Origin of the sequence: Pseudomonas sp. NPDC087817 (genome assembly GCF_044742875.1) — a bacterium.
Classification (GTDB): domain Bacteria; phylum Pseudomonadota; class Gammaproteobacteria; order Pseudomonadales; family Pseudomonadaceae; genus Aquipseudomonas.
In genome coordinates this window covers 136257-151085 of sequence record NZ_JBIUVJ010000002.1, presented here as the reverse complement: position 1 = coordinate 151085, position 14829 = coordinate 136257, and the positions used below count along the sequence as shown (strand labels likewise).

13 protein-coding genes are annotated in these 14829 nt (G+C 59.1%); 6 read left to right on the top strand and 7 right to left on the bottom strand.

Annotation, left to right across the window (positions count from 1 at the left end; translation table 11 throughout):
* Window positions 1-81: 81 nt before the first annotated feature.
* Entirely contained in the window at window positions 82-222 is a 141-nt protein-coding gene (locus ACIONG_RS02700) for a hypothetical protein (protein WP_177431341.1), read from the bottom strand.
* 157 nt (window positions 223-379) lie between these two features.
* Between ACIONG_RS02700 and ACIONG_RS02695 the strand changes: the two genes are divergently transcribed.
* Window positions 380-568, top strand: coding sequence for a hypothetical protein (locus ACIONG_RS02695; RefSeq protein ID WP_103302117.1), 189 nt, complete (start codon window positions 380-382; stop codon window positions 566-568).
* Window positions 569-586: 18 nt separating this feature from the next.
* Here the strand turns inward: ACIONG_RS02695 and ACIONG_RS02690 are convergent, their stop codons facing one another.
* On the bottom strand, window positions 587-964 hold the full coding sequence (locus tag ACIONG_RS02690; RefSeq protein ID WP_103302116.1) for a fe2+ zn2+ uptake regulation protein: 378 nt from the start codon (window positions 962-964) through the stop codon (window positions 587-589).
* 304 nt (window positions 965-1268) lie between these two features.
* Between ACIONG_RS02690 and ACIONG_RS02685 the strand changes: the two genes are divergently transcribed.
* Window positions 1269-3614, top strand: coding sequence for an acylase (locus ACIONG_RS02685; protein WP_401296522.1), 2346 nt, complete (start codon window positions 1269-1271; stop codon window positions 3612-3614).
* 56 nt (window positions 3615-3670) lie between these two features.
* Here the strand turns inward: ACIONG_RS02685 and ACIONG_RS02680 are convergent, their stop codons facing one another.
* A complete protein-coding gene (locus ACIONG_RS02680) occupies window positions 3671-4672 on the bottom strand; it encodes a FecR family protein (RefSeq protein WP_401296520.1) in 1002 nt (333 codons plus the stop codon).
* A 152-nt stretch (window positions 4673-4824) separates the two neighbouring features.
* Between ACIONG_RS02680 and ACIONG_RS02675 the strand changes: the two genes are divergently transcribed.
* On the top strand, window positions 4825-5094 hold the full coding sequence (locus ACIONG_RS02675; RefSeq protein ID WP_103302113.1) for a PepSY domain-containing protein: 270 nt from the start codon (window positions 4825-4827) through the stop codon (window positions 5092-5094).
* Window positions 5095-5152: 58 nt separating this feature from the next.
* Here the strand turns inward: ACIONG_RS02675 and ACIONG_RS02670 are convergent, their stop codons facing one another.
* Window positions 5153-10030, bottom strand: coding sequence for a dermonecrotic toxin domain-containing protein (locus tag ACIONG_RS02670; protein ID WP_401296518.1), 4878 nt, complete (start codon window positions 10028-10030; stop codon window positions 5153-5155).
* A 243-nt stretch (window positions 10031-10273) separates the two neighbouring features.
* On the opposite strand from ACIONG_RS02670, the gene ACIONG_RS02665 reads away from it, so the two are divergent.
* Window positions 10274-11314, top strand: a complete 1041-nt coding sequence (locus ACIONG_RS02665; RefSeq protein ID WP_401296516.1) for an Ldh family oxidoreductase — start codon at window positions 10274-10276, stop codon at window positions 11312-11314.
* 167 nt (window positions 11315-11481) lie between these two features.
* Here the strand turns inward: ACIONG_RS02665 and ACIONG_RS02660 are convergent, their stop codons facing one another.
* Entirely contained in the window at window positions 11482-11799 is a 318-nt protein-coding gene (locus tag ACIONG_RS02660) for a YqjD family protein (protein ID WP_016982860.1), read from the bottom strand.
* 154 nt (window positions 11800-11953) lie between these two features.
* Here ACIONG_RS02660 and ACIONG_RS02655 point away from each other — a divergent pair, with 154 nt between their 5' ends.
* A complete protein-coding gene (locus tag ACIONG_RS02655) occupies window positions 11954-12208 on the top strand; it encodes a hypothetical protein (protein WP_038363082.1) in 255 nt (84 codons plus the stop codon).
* Between the two features lie 7 nt (window positions 12209-12215).
* Here ACIONG_RS02655 and ACIONG_RS02650 read toward each other — a convergent pair whose 3' ends face one another.
* Window positions 12216-13130 carry a LysR family transcriptional regulator gene (locus tag ACIONG_RS02650; protein WP_315445514.1) on the bottom strand — a complete coding sequence of 305 codons (915 nt, stop codon included), beginning with the start codon at window positions 13128-13130 and terminating at the stop codon, window positions 12216-12218.
* Between the two features lie 84 nt (window positions 13131-13214).
* Here ACIONG_RS02650 and ACIONG_RS02645 point away from each other — a divergent pair, with 84 nt between their 5' ends.
* Window positions 13215-14138, top strand: coding sequence for a carbon-nitrogen hydrolase family protein (locus ACIONG_RS02645; RefSeq protein ID WP_401296513.1), 924 nt, complete (start codon window positions 13215-13217; stop codon window positions 14136-14138).
* A 138-nt stretch (window positions 14139-14276) separates the two neighbouring features.
* Here the strand turns inward: ACIONG_RS02645 and ACIONG_RS02640 are convergent, their stop codons facing one another.
* On the bottom strand, window positions 14277-14822 hold the full coding sequence (locus ACIONG_RS02640) for a GNAT family N-acetyltransferase (protein ID WP_401296511.1): 546 nt from the start codon (window positions 14820-14822) through the stop codon (window positions 14277-14279).
* Window positions 14823-14829 lie beyond the last annotated feature (7 nt).

Genomic DNA, 14829 nt, shown 5'->3' with positions numbered 1-14829 from the left:
AGCGGGCATTGTTGGAAGTGGGGTGGGCTGTGAATGTCCCTGCGCATTTATCGGTCAGTGAGCAGGGCGAACAATCCTGTTCTAACGATGTTGATAATAACCAGGACCGCCCTGGTAATAGCGATGGTGATCGTCATGCCAGCCGCCGTGGGGGAAGATGATGCAACCGCTCAGGGTCAGCAGGGCGAGAAGGGGAATCAGCCAGGTGATTCGACGCAGCATTTCAAAAGTCCTCATGGTGATGCCGTCATGAAGCCAAAACTCTTCATCGGCTGTAACATGAGACCCCGTTTGCGTCGGTGCATCCCCGAAACACGGTAAGTGCATGGCATGCGAACGGATACAAACCGGATACATTTCAAAGATTCAGGAAGCCGCAATGACCCAGAAGCAACGCTTGATTTATTCGATTCTGATCGCCGTGTCCGTACTGGCGATCATGCTCGGCCTGTCCTGGCTGCAAAACGCCGGAAAAATCGATGAAAAGACGTTCCAGTACATCGCCATCGGTGTGGCGGTGGTTGTGGTGGTGATCAACGGCGTGATGCGCCGCAAGGTCAAGCCCTGACGGCGATCGCTCTACGCTTCAGTCGTTGTTGAGCACGGCAGCAGCCTGTGGATGCAGGCTGTAGCTCTTGTCCGCATTGAAGGTGATCACGCCTTCGGCGCACAGACGCTTGAGGACTTCGCGCACACTGAGGAAGGACAGCGGAATATCCAGGTCGAGCAATTGGCTGTGGACGCCACGCACGCCCAGACGGCGCTCGCTTTGTGCTGCTACCAGCAGCGCGTCGATGACTTTCAGGCGAATCAGGCTGGTGCGCAGACCGAAACTTTTCAGCAACAGCCGGATGCGTTCGTTACCGTGACGCTCGACGCGTTGCCCGAAATCGCTCGCGTGGGGGCTCATGGAAACTCCTTGTGGGGCCTGGCTACCGTCCGTTGGTAGTTGCGAGTTGTACATGCGATTACTCCTTTTCAGAGCCTGATCGGGAAAGGTTTTTTTGCGTTCTCTAAACAAGACGTATCAGCTCGACAAATCATGAAAGAAAAAATGTAGAAAATTTGTCGGAAATTCGTCCTCACCTTGTAATGCCGGGCAAAAAACGCCCTGCGCCGCACTAAATATTTTTTCTTCGGGTTCGTTTTCAGGACAGGCTCATTGCGCGTGGACGCGTGGGTGTTTCCAGAGCGGATCCATTGCCCGTCATATCGTCTTCGTGTGGCAGCGCCAGATCCGCTCTTCGGCATTTCGATCAGGAGCGAGCGTGATTATTTCCAGGCAATTAACCGGGCTGACCCTTGCCGGTCTGTTTTTCGGGCTGAGCCCGTCGGCTCATGCATTGACCTCGGCCGTTGATGCCAGCGCCGAGATTCGTCGTACCGGTTTTGGTGTGCCGCATATCCGCGCCGAAGATGAGCGCGGCCTGGGTTTCGGCATCGGTTATGCGTACGCACAGGACAACCTGTGCCTGTTGGCCAACGAGATTGTTACGGTCAATGGCCAGCGCTCACGCTACTTCGGTCCGGATCAATTGACCGTGGAAGAACGCGAAAACCGCGTCAGCGACGTCTTCTTCAACTGGCTCAATACGCCTGAAGCGGTCAATGCGTTCTGGCAAGCCCAGCCGGCACAGGTGCGGGATCTGGTCGAAGGTTACGCCGCTGGCTACAACCGTTATCTCGCCGAGCGTCGTCCGCAGGGGTTGCCGCAGCAATGTCAGGGCGAATGGGTACGCGACATTGCGCCGGAAGATCTGGTCAAACTGACCCGCCGTCTGCTGGTGGAGGGCGGTGTCGGCCAATTCGCCGAAGCACTGGCGGGTGCGACACCTCCGCAGGCAACGGCTCGCGTCGAACACGATAAGCACGCCTACCAGATGGCCGACGCCCGTCAGCAGCGTTTTGCCCTGGATCGTGGCAGCAATGCGGTGGCGGTGGGCAGCGAACGCTCGTTCAACGGACGCGGCATGCTCTTGGCCAACCCGCACTTTCCGTGGGTCGGCGGCATGCGCTTCTATCAAATGCACCTGACCATCCCGGGCAAACTCGACGTGATGGGCGCGGCCTTGCCGGGCCTGCCGATGATCAACATCGGCTTCAACCAGCATCTGGCCTGGACGCACACGGTCGACTCATCGAAGCACTTCACCCTGTATCGCCTGCAACTCGATCCGAAAGACCCGACGCATTATCTGCTCGACGGTCAATCCGTGCCCATGAACAAGCAGACCGTTACCGTGCAGGTCAAACAGGCTGACGGGCAAGTGGTGCCGGTGGCCCGCGACGTTTACAGCTCTAAGTTCGGCCCGATCGTGCAATGGCCGGGCAAGCTCGACTGGGACAATCAGTTCGCCTACAGCCTGCGCGATGCCAACCTCGACAACGATCGCGTCCTCACGCAGTGGTATGCGATGAATCAGGCCCCGACGCTTCAGGCGCTGCAGGATTCGGTGCACAAGATCCAGGGCATTCCATGGGTCAACACGCTCGCCGTTGATGACAAGGGGCAGACGCTGTACATGAACCTGTCGGTGGTGCCGAACGTCAACCGCGAAAAACTTGCCCGGTGCAGCGACCCGCGCATCGGCACACAGATGATCGTGCTGGACGGCTCCAACAGCGCCTGCGCCTGGGACATTGATCCGCAAGCGGCGCAGAAGGGCATCTATGCGTCCAGCCAATTGCCGCAACTGTTGCGCAAGGACTTCGTCCAGCACTCCAACGATTCCGCGTGGCTGGCCAACCCGGCGCAACCGCTGACCGGTTTCTCGCCAGTGATCAGTCAGGACAGTCAACCGTTGGGCCTGCGTTCGCGCTTTGCCCTCGATCGTCTGGCGGGCCTGAGTAAAAAAGGTCCGCTGGCGGTGAAAGATTTGCAGCAGATGGTGATGGATGATCAGGTGTATCTGGCGACTCAGGTCGTACCGGATCTGTTGAAGTTCTGCGCCGCCGATCTGGGGGCTGATGCGCAAGCACTGAAACCGGTATGCGCGAGCCTCAAGGCGTGGGACGGTCGGGCCAATCTGGATTCGGGCGCAGGCCTGGTGCACTTCCAGAACATCATGCAGGCCATGCAGGGCTCCGCCGATGTCTGGCGCGTTGCCTTCGATGCAAAAGATCCGCAACACACGCCGCGTGGTCTGGCGATCGAGCAGCCAGAGGTGGCCAAGGCATTGCGCGCGGCGATGCTGGCATCGGCTGAACTGGCCGGCAAGATGGGGCTTACCCCGAAAACTAGTTGGGGCGATATCCAGGTGGTCAGCAGCGGCGGGCAGCAGACGCCGATTCATGGCGGGCCGGGCACGCTGGGGATCTACAACGCCATCCAGAGCGTGCCACGGGAAGACGGCAAACTTGAAGTGGTCAGCGGCACCAGCTACCTGCAAGTGGTGACGTTCGATGAAAAGGGCCCGCACGCGCAGGGGCTGTTGGCATTCTCGCTGTCCAGTGATCCGGCATCGAAATATTCGCGGGATCAGACCGAGGCCTTCTCGAAGAAGCAGTGGAGTGTGATGCCATTCACCGAGCAGCAGATCCAGGCGGATCCGCACTATCAGGTACAGACCATTCGCGGGGCGTTGGACAAGGCGGGGAAAGTCGCCGCGCAGTAAAACCGAGCGTCAGTTGAGCAAACGTTGAAGGCCGCATCCCGCAAGGGGCGCGGCCTTCAGTTTTTGGGTGGCTGTTGCGGCATCGGGTTGATTACCGGGTTGCCTTCCTTGTTGCGCGTCAGGTAGACGGGCAACACCTTGGGCAGGGAGTTGGCCAGATTGTGCAGTTCTTTGACGTTGTAAATGCCGCCAATGCGAATCGAGCCAGTGCTGCTGTCGGCGAGCATCAACGGCTTGTCCAGGTAACGATTGATCAGTGGCAGGGCGTCATTGAGTGCCAGGTTATCCAGCACCAGTTTGCCGCTGCGCCAGGTCAGCGAAGTGTCGCCGGGATGGGTCTGGCTGATCTGCGGCATGTAATCGCCGTGTTTATAGCGTGCCTGCATGGCCGGCCCCAGGCGCAACCCGTCGCCCGGTAATGCACTGTTGCTGGTCACCAGCACTGAACCTTCGATCAGGTTCACTCGCACTTGATCTTCATACATCCAGACGTTGAAGCGCGTGCCGGTCACGCGGATTTTGCCTTCACCGGCGCGCACGACAAACGGGTGCGAGGTGTCATGACTGACGGTGAAGAACGCCTCGCCTTTTTTCAGCGTGACCCGCCGCTCGTCCTTGTAGTTGCTGAAGGTTAGATCAGTATTGAGATTCAACTCAAGCTGACTGCCATCACTCAGGGTGACCTGACGGACGTTGTCGGTGGCGGTGAAATGCTGATAGCTGTCGGGCAGCCAGCCGAGGTTCCAGCCGGTGAAAGCCGCCAGCGGCAACGCCAGTGCGCAGACACTGGCGGCTACCGTGTATTGACGCCAGGAGCGAGGGGCTTGCCGGATCGGGGTGGCCAGCGCTGGTTCGGGGCGCGGCAAATGCTCGGCCACGTCCCAGATTTCCAGCATGGCTTCGTACTCGAACGCATGCAGAGGATGGGCTTCGTGCCAATGTTCGAATGCGCGACGCTCGTCGTCCGTGCAGTCGGCGGCGTGCAGACGCATGCACCAGTGCGCGGCGGCATCGGTGATCGCGTCGTATTCGGCTTCCGAGAGGGTGTCTTGGGTCATTGACTCGTCCTGATTTCGCACATTCTAACCTTGACGGGAAGTTACCGAGAACAACCGTCATGGCATTTACCCATCAAAGTGGAACTTATTTTTCCCACAGGCGCCCAAAAAGCAGGACGCCAATGACCACTATCCATAAATGGAGTGAAAAAATGATCAAAAAGACTTTTGCAGCCCTGATTGCCACTGCCACTTTGCTCAGCGCGGGTGCCGCGTTGGCTGACAAGCCAGGCGCAGGCTGGATCACTATCGAAAAAGCCATCGAAACCGCTAAAACCAAGGCCGGTTATGTAGAAATCTACAAAATCGAAGCCGACAACGACGGTTACTGGGAAGGCGAAGGACGCAAGGCCGATGGCATCGTCTACGAATTCCGCATCGACGGCGCATCGGGCAATGTGCTGCGTGATCAGAAAGACTGATCCGGCTTGACCCGAAAAAGGCGCAGGTTACGACCTGCGCCTTTTTCATGTCCGGTTTTCAGCGCACGGGCACCGGATCAAGCCGTCGGCCCATCTCGCAAATCAGCCGTGCGATCGAGTCGGCGTTGCGCAGGATGACATCGGCACGTACATCCGATGACGTTCGATCATAAAATTTGTTGCGTGCCTCATCGATGGTCGAACTCTGGGTCAACTTGAGAATATTCTGGGTCAATACTTCCCCTCCGCGAATCTTGTCCAGACTGACAAACGCGCCCTTTTTGGCGCTCCAATGTGCAAACAGCTCGTCGCGGGGGGTAAGCAGTGACAGCGCCTTGCTCTGGAAAGACTCCAGGTCATTGCGCAGCTCCTGTCCGTAGTGGGTCAGGGGATCAATCAAATCGAAAAACGGTCGGCGCGCTTCCAGTGAGGCGATGTCCTCGGCCTTGGAAAATTGATGGGCGAATTCGTGGATCAGGGTCGCAGCTTGCGCGTGTCCGTTGACATCGAAGGACTCGGACAAGAAACCTTCGTACAAGTCCAACTGTTGATTGAAGAAGTGCTCGGTGAAATGCACATTTTTTTGCTTGTCGTTGATCAACACGAACGCAATGAGCGATGACTTGAAAACATTTGAGCCGACAATGAAGCGATCGGTGTTCATCAGGTCTTCGTCAGGATCGACCAGGGTATTGCAGATAGGCACGATGGCGTTGTTGATTTTGCCCAACAGCACCTTATCAATCTGTGAGACCCCGAAAAAACTCTTCAGAAAGCCATTCAGACGACTACCAGATACGTTGTTTTTCAGTTGAACCAGATTGTGCAGGCTGTTGAACGCATAGAACCGCGCCATATCGACTGCATGCTGAATGGCGTGGGCTTTATCGGGATGATGGCGACGGATATTCTCCATGCCCTTGGCTTCGATGTTCAGCACAGTCCGCCGACTTTGCTCGACGACGAAGCGATTGTGCAGTCTGGAAATGGCTTTGCCGTAATGGACCGTGTGTGGATCCGGCGCCAGTAACAGCCGCTTATCCTGTTCTTTTAGCGACGGCCCCTGGATTTGATCAGTGACGATGCGCCAGGCAATTCCAGGTTTTTCGACGCGATAAACCTTGCCCGCAATAACGTTGTAAATCCGCTTGCTGAGCGACTGCTCGTAGGTGCCATTCTTCGCATTGCGCTTGAGACCCTCAAGTGCCACGTTTACCGCTTCAAATACTTGCAGCACCGTGCGCAATGGCGACGTGAGCCTGATGGTTGACCAGCGTGGAACAGGCAGCGTGAGTGGTTTTGTCAGGTCGACCGCTTTGGTTGTCACTTCAGTGATCGTCGCCACAGTGGCTGGCGTCTGACGCCTGACCCTTGCCGTCGCAACCGCCACCTCGGGTGCCTGCGCCGAGGCTTCCGATCCCTCAAGTGCTATCCGGCCAAGACTGATCATCTGCATCCCTCCGTCGATAAAAGCTTTCAAGGCTATCGCCCAATGGTGATCCTGCAGCGCTTCGGCCGAGACCTTGAAGTCCTTGTAGGCCTGCCAGAGAAACGTCAGATAGGACAATTTACCCGGCAGCAGACCGGAGAGCAGTTTGATCCCGTGGCTGAACAGGTTTTTCGCGTTTTCCCAATCACCCTGCGCCGTGCTTTGCCCCTGGCAGCCCAAAAATTGCGTCAACAGTTGTAGGTTGTCCTTGAACAACCGGTGCAACAGATTGCCGGTAATGGCGGCGCCTGACAGGGTCATTTCACTGGTTTCGCCGACACTCGACTTCAGCAATGCGCGAAAGACCGCCTGATGCTCGGCCGGCAACCGGCGAATCAGCAAATCCTGCAGAGGCCCCGGCGAATTCAGTGCCGCGATCAGTTGCGTCTGGCCTTCGAATTCGTGAAACACCTGGTCGGCATAGGGTGTGTAAAGCACCGACGGGCCTTTGTGCCCCGTGCCCGGGCCGATCACATACAACCCCAACGCTTCCACCGCGTCGGTGCCAGCTGTTTTGATCAGCGACAACGGCGAGACCAGAGCATGAGCGCCCTCGACCGTCGCGCGGGCGATGCCGTCAGGCATGTCCAGCACCTGGCAGATCTGGTCGAACGCCGTGCCGGACAATCGCTGTTGCAGTTTCATGGCGTGGGCATGCTGCAACAGTTGCCAGGGGATCTGCCGATAAAAACGTTGTTTGCGTTCCTGCACCTCGGTCGAATCCCCCGTCAGGGCCTCGGTCACCTGCGCGGCAAAAGTCGAGGGTATTTCCAGCGACAGCAACAGTTGATTGACCGCCGCCTGGTCAAACCCTTTCGGCAATTTCTGCGTGGTTTTTGACGCGACCTTGAAGCCAGTGCCTTGAGCGATATTTACATGGTTCAGGGCAAATTCGCCCAGGGTGAGGGCAGGGCCGGCGAGGGTCAGGTTCGGGGTGATCTCGATGTCTTTCGGCGCGAGCTTGCTATCGGTAAACCGGCTGTCGAGCAGTGACTGCAATGTCTTGTCCACGTAATCCTGCAGAGTCGGGACACCGCTGAGGTAATCCTTGTTGTCGACGACGCTGTTGTGCCACTGCTCCAGCAATTCCAGGTGCAGTTGTTGCTCAGCGACCGGTGCCATGCCCAGCCATGCCGGTAGCGTCTGTTGCTGATTGATGGCTTTCGCAAGGTGAATGGCGCGAGGCAGGTTGGTGTCGATCAGCGTCCTCTTCAGCTTGTCGAGGGCGGCGGGCAGGCCGGTTTTATCTTTCATGTGCTCACGTACTTGATCACAGCGGGCAAGAAAGTGCTCGATGCCCGATTGCGCCCGGTTGTGCAGCACATCGTCCTCGATCAAGCGCAGGGCGCCCAGGGTGTAGCGCTGATGGGGCTGGCGCTTTTGCGGGGCAAGGTTTTCCAGCAGGGTCAGGCTGTCAACCGGGTCCTTGAGCCGTCGCGCCAGCGCTTGGCGTGCAATGCCGATGCCTGCGAACACTTCCAGCCCGAGGGCGGGCGTCCACAGCACCGCGCGCCCGGAGTGCGCATCGTCGAGCCCGCCGCGTTCGGTCAGCAACACACAGTGGGCCAAGGGCAATAGTGCCTGGATGCCCTCACGTTCAACGCTCAGTGACCAGGCATCCGGCCGAAAGCCGTTGAGCGAACGTCGCTCGCGGCGGCTCGGTTGATCGGAATGGAACACGGTATCGACAATGGCCCGTTCGGCAGCCTTCAGCGACCCGCTGAGTTCGCGCAATTGGGCTTCACCGCGTACCCCGACATACAGTGAATGCCCCAATCGTGACTGCATGCCCTCAAGGTAGCTGCGCTGTGCCGCCGCTGTAGCAATGGGCTGGCCGCGAAACGACCCGGTGAGTAACGCTTCGACGCCCGTGCAGGAGCGCGCCAGGTTATCGGCCTTCTCTGCGAGGACCGCGGACGGTTGTTGTACGCCCACCAGTACCGGTCGCGTAGTCCAGCGCTCGCCGGCATCAAGTTCCAGCAAGCGTTCCTGGATCATGGCGCGTATGTCGAGGGCCTTGTCGAACAGCGCATGGATATCCACGGCACCATCACTGAAGCGGAACACCTGCAAGGCGTATTCGATGTTCTGCCGCTGTTTGGTGATGATGGCTTCGAACAGCACCTCGAAAATCTCGCCGCCGATCGACACACCCGTCACGTGGGGCTTGTCGAAGCCTACAAAGCGTTTTCGTTCTTCGAGGCTCAGCAGGCCATACAACTCGTCTTCATGGCCGGCCGCGAGGAATTTGCTCTGCACGGTGTCTTTCAGGTCCTGGTAATCCTTGAGCACTTGCAGACCCAGGGTTGGCGTGTAGAGACAGGCCTCGCTGAAACTGATCATCAACGAGCCGGCCAGTTCGACGTAGTTGGGCTCGTATTCCCACAGCCGTACGTTTTCGATGGTCGCGCGGCGGGTCGGCAAAGCGGCGGGGCGAATCATCTGGTGCAGGGTGGCGAATTGGGCGGCATCGATGATGCCGGTTTCGCGTTTGATCATCAGCTCGGTACGCGCCTGTTCGAGCAGGGCCTTGGCGAAAAATACGCGGCGAGTCGAGCCGTCTGCGCTGGCGCCATCCCAATAGCTTTCCATCGCGTGAAACAGCAGTACCAGCAACTTGCCCGACGCGGCTTTGAGGGCGTTGTCCCACAGCGCCTGATCACCGGGGATCGGGGTGTGGCGCGGGTTGGAAAACTCATGCAGTTGCCCGGCAGGCCAGTTCTGCTGGCGGTAACGCATCAGCACCGCTTCACTCAGGCTGGTCGAGTCGTGCCAGTGCCGGGCGGATGTCTCCTTGGCGCTCGGGTCTGCCAGCGTATAGAAACTGGTGCGGGTCTGCCCTTGCTGCAGGTTCGGAAAATGTTCCTTCAGCAACTCGTCGAGGCTGGTCTCCAGCAGGGCCGTGAGCGATGGCAGTTGTTTCAACTCGCTCAGCATGGCCTCGGCATTCAACTGTCGAGACGCCAGAATGGCCGCCTTCCGATCATCAAACACATCGCCCTCGATGGTCTCGTAGGTCAACGCAATGCTGGTTTGCTCGACAAGTTGTTGGCGTTGAAGCGAACCGAGAAACGCCAGTAACTCATCTTCCTCGGCAGCTTCTTTCACCCGCTCTTCAAGTGCCGTTTGCAGCGACGCCAGGCTGTCGTATTTCTTGATGCCGTCGTATGGCGTGTAGAGGATCGCGCCGTTGTCATCGGGAGTGGCACTGAGGATGAAACTTCCCGCCAGGGTGACGGGTGATTGCGTGCCCGCCGTGATACGAATGCGTTGGGCGAGCATGGGCGGCTTCTGCTCGTTGCGCAGTGTGTGCGAGGCCAGCTTCACATGGGCCAGCCAGTCAAAATCGTTTTGATTCAGCAGATGAGTCTTGGCCAGCGCTTTCCACAAACCGGGCGAGTTCAAGGTTTCGGGAAACAGGAGGGGAGAAACGGAGGTGGTCATCATCGAGGCTCTTTTCGGGGCGCATGGATCAGCGCCAGCAGACGGAGCCGCCAGACTAGGACCGCACGCTGCTGCGCAGGCGGTAGATAGTTAGGTCACGGTGCACAGGTAAAACTGTCAGGCTGACGGGTTATCCATGACACGCTCGGTATTGAGGGTTGACACGCGGCCGCCCGGGCATGGTTAATCGGTCGGCAAGTTGTTCGTACGCTGTTGTTCCCTCCAATAATTATTCTGGAGCTTCAGATGTCTGCGCCACACGATCACGTCTCAACCGCCGAATCCTCCGTGTTATCGCTTGAAGCGCTGACACAACTGCTCGAAACGATTTTTCTGCGCCACGGGACCTCTTCTGAAGTCGCCCGGGTGCTGGCCGCCAACTGCGCCAACGCCGAGCGCGACGGTGCCCACAGCCATGGCGTGTTCCGCATTCCTGGTTACGTCTCGACCCTGAACAGCGGCTGGGTCAATGGACATGCCGTGCCTCAGGTCGAAGACATCGCGCCCGGATTTGTCCGCGTCGATGCCGGTAACGGTTTCGCCCAACCGGCATTGGCCGCCGCCAGACCATTGCTGGTAGAGAAGGCGCGGCATGCCGGCATCGCGGTCTTGGCGATTCGCAATTCCCATCACTTTGCGGCGCTGTGGCCGGATGTCGAACCCTTCGCCGACGAAGGTCTGGTGGCGCTCAGCGTGGTCAACAGCATGACCTGCGTGGTACCGCACGGCGCCGATCGGCCGTTGTTCGGCACCAATCCGATTGCCTTTGCCGCACCACGTGCCGGCGCTGCACCGATCGTCTTCGATCTGGCCACCAGCGCAATCGCCCATGGCGACGTACAAATCGCTGCACGCAAGGGTGAGAAGTTACCGGCAGGCATGGGCGTCGACAGCCTCGGTCAGCCCACCCAGGACCCGAAGGCGATTCTCGAAGGTGGAGCGTTGTTGCCGTTTGGCGGGCACAAGGGCTCGGCGCTGTCGATGATGGTGGAATTGTTGGCGGCGGCGCTGACTGGCGGCAACTTCTCCTTCGAGTTCGACTGGTCGAATCATCCCGGGGCGAAAACCCCATGGACCGGGCAGTTGCTGATCGTTATAGACCCGAGCAAGGCTGCCGGGCAGAGTTTTGCCGAGCGCAGTGAAGAGCTGGTGCGGCAGATGCACGGGGTCGGGCTCAAGCGTTTGCCGGGCGATCGTCGGCATTTGCAGCGGGCGAAGTCGTTGGCTGAGGGAATCGTGCTGGATCAGCAGGCGCTGGCGCAGTTACGGGAACTGGCTGCTGATTGAGTTGACTGGTAGTAAATATGTGGCGAGGGGATTTATCCCCGATGGCCTGCACAGCAGGCCCGGCTTTTAATTTAAAAGCGGGTCCACTTCGTGCCCCATCGGGGATAAATTCCCTCACCACAATGAGTTCAAACTCAGGTACGAGTTTCTGCTCAAAATTATTTTGCTTAACGACGGCCGAGCAACAAGCCAACCACCAGACCGAAACCGGCGGAAATCGCCACGGTCTGCCATGGATGGCCGCCAATGTAGCTTTCGGTCGCATCGACGGCAGGTTTGGTGCGGTCGCGTACGCTGGAAACCGAATCCAGCGCCTGTTGCAGTTTCAGGGCGATTTGCCCGCGCAGGGTCTCCGCTTCTTCACCGACCAGTGAGGCGCTGCTCTTGAGCAGTTTGTCGGACTCTTCGATCAGAGCCTGAAGTTCGCTGAAGGCTTGATCCTTGATTTGGTCTTCGGCGGCTTGCACGGCGGATTTCCGGGCCATTGGGTGACTCCTTGCAGTTGAATGGACAGTGATCAATGGAGTGTGGCGCTTTGTAAAAAGTTGCACTGAATTTAGCCCGTGAACAAAAACCTGCGCGGGAGATTTCCGTCGAGCGTGTAAGATGTCGCCATTTTACGCAGCAGGATAATTCCCCATGAGTTTCAATCTGGCCGACAAATCCCTCGCAGAGCGCGCCGCGCTGGAAGATGAGAAATCCCGTCTGTTCGAACTCTGGCAGAACAATCTGGGCAAAGCCAAAGGCGAAGCCGCGCGTTTGTTCGGCGAGCGCGCCAAGCGCAAGGGCAAGTGGGCCGAGTGGGTCCGCGCTGAGCTCGACGGCATGTCGCCACCCGAGTTCGCCAACATGGTGCGCAGTGAAGTCAATCGCCTGATGGCGGCGAACAAGTAACGCCGCCTCAGTCGAGGGCGAAACACGCGACGATCGCCTCGCGGACCTTCACCACCACCGGGTCGATCTGCGTGCTGGTGCGCCAGCCCAGTTCGATCGGGTAACGCGGCAAGGCCAGCGGGCAGGGCAACAACGCCAGACCGGTAAGCGCGGCGATACTTTCGGCGGCATGTGCCGGGATCGTCGCCACGGCCTGACTGCCCTTGAGCAGATGAGGCAGTGCAGCAAAATGCGTGGTCGACGCGCATACCCGGCGACTCATCCCCACCGCTGCCAGACCCTCATCGGTAATCCCGATAAAACCGCCGGACGACACCAGAATGTGCTCGCGGTCGACGAACTCGTGCAGAGTGATCTGCTGCTGGCCGGGCGCGAGGCTCGCCGAGTCGACCAGACAGGCGTAACCCCCTTCACCCAAGACCTGACGACTGAGCAGGCGCTCGGCAAATCCGCCAGCGGTTATCGCCAGATCGATACTGCGTTCCATCAGGGCGCGGGCGACGATCTGGCTATGCGTCTGGCGGAAAATCAGCCGCAGTTTCGGCGCGCTCCGGGCGATTTCTTCGATCAAGCGACGGCCATAGGCGATTTCAAAGTCGTCCGACAGACCAACGGTCACCGAACGCCCGTCGTATTGATTGGCCGCCGGGTCGACCATCGCCAGGCTTTGTCGGCATTTGTTCAGGGCCTCGCTGACCACCGGTTTGAGCTGATTGGCCCTGAGCGTCGGCGCGAGTCCCCGGCCGGTGCGCACAAACAGTTGATCGCCATACACCTCACGCAAGCGCCGCAACGCCGCGCTGACGGCCGATTGCGTCACGCCCAGGCGCAACGCTGCACGGCTGGCACTGGATTCCTCATGCAGCGCTTCGAAGACTTTCAGCAGGTTGAGGTCGACATTGGCGATATTCATCTGGCTCATATCATTCAGCAGTGATCGGGGCTTTATTCATGATCCCGTGGCGCCGGAGAATCAGCAACACTTGAATCGGATGGAGTGACCGCGATGCCAAAGTCAATTGTTGCTGCCCTGCAAATCGGCTCTTTGCCCGGTGGCAAGGGCGAAACCCTGGAGCAGATTCTGGGCTGGGAGGCGGCGATCATCGAGTCCGGCGCGGCGTTGGTGGTGATGCCGGAAGCGTTGCTCGGTGGTTATCCGAAAGGCGAAGGCTTCGGCACGCAGCTGGGTTATCGGTTGCCGGAAGGTCGCGAGGCGTATGCGCGTTATTTCGCCAATGCGATTGATGTACCCGGGGCGGAAACCGAAGCCTTGGCCGGTCTGTCGGCGCGTACCGGCGCCAATCTGGTGATCGGCGTGATCGAGCGCGCCGGCAGCACCTTGTATTGCACGGTGCTGTATTTCGATCCGCCGACCGGACTGGTAGCCAAGCACCGCAAACTGATGCCTACGGGCACCGAACGGCTGATCTGGGGCAAGGGCGATGGCTCGACATTGCCTGTGCTCGACACGCAGGTCGGCAAACTCGGCGCGGTGGTGTGCTGGGAAAACATGATGCCGCTGCTGCGCACGGCGATGTACGCCAAGGGCATTGAAGTCTGGTGCGCGCCGACCGTGGATGAGCGTGAAATGTGGCAGGTGAGCATGCGCCACATCGCCCATGAGGGCCGTTGCTTTGTGGTTAGTGCCTGTCAGGTGCAGGCGTCGCCGAATCAACTGGGCGTGGAGATTGCCAACTGGCCGGCGGATCGTTCGTTGATTGCCGGTGGCAGTGTGATCGTCGGGCCGATGGGCGACGTACTCGCAGGGCCGTTGCGTGGGGAGGCGGGGTTGCTGACGGCCGAAATCGATACCGCAGACCTGGTTCGCGCCCGGTATGACTACGACGTGGTCGGCCATTACGCCCGGCCCGATATCTTCGAGCTGAGCGTCGACGAACGCGCCAAACCGGGGGTGCGCTTCAACACATGACGTTCGGGCTTGACACATAACATGTGGGAGCTGGCTTGCCAGCGATGGCGGTGGGGCTGACAACAATGATGTCGGCAGATAAGGCCCCATCGCTGGCAAGCCAGCTCCCACAGGGTTCAGAGATCCAGGGTTCAGGGATCACTTCTGTTGCAGCCATTCCTCGCGGGTGATTTCCCAGAGATCCCGAGCAAAGCGCCCTCCGACAAAATTGTCTTCGTCGCTGCGAATCAGGCGCATGCCGGCGCGTTCGGAGAGGCGGCGCGAGCCGATATTCGGCGCCGCTTTCGGCACTCGCATCACCGGGCGAGCAAGGGTTCCAAACCAGTGGTCAGTCACCGCCACGCAGGCTTCGCTCATCAAACCCTGACCTTGCCAGGCCGGTGCCAGCCAGAGTCCACGGTTGTTGTCTGCTTGATCCATCAGGCTGATATTGCCGATCAACTGTTGCGGCGCGGTCTTCGGGCGAATCGACCAATGCCATTCCTTGCCGGCGGCCATCGCTGGCAACGCAATGTCGCGCAGGTAGGTGAGTGCGCCATCCTCCGGGTACGGCCACGGCACGGCGGCGTTCAGGTAGCGCACCACTTCCCAGTGGGCAAACTCCTGTTGTACAGCGTGGGCATCCGCCAGCTCCAGCGGACGCAGGATCAGCCGTTCGGTGTACAACGTCGGTGTGTCTTCCATAAACCTG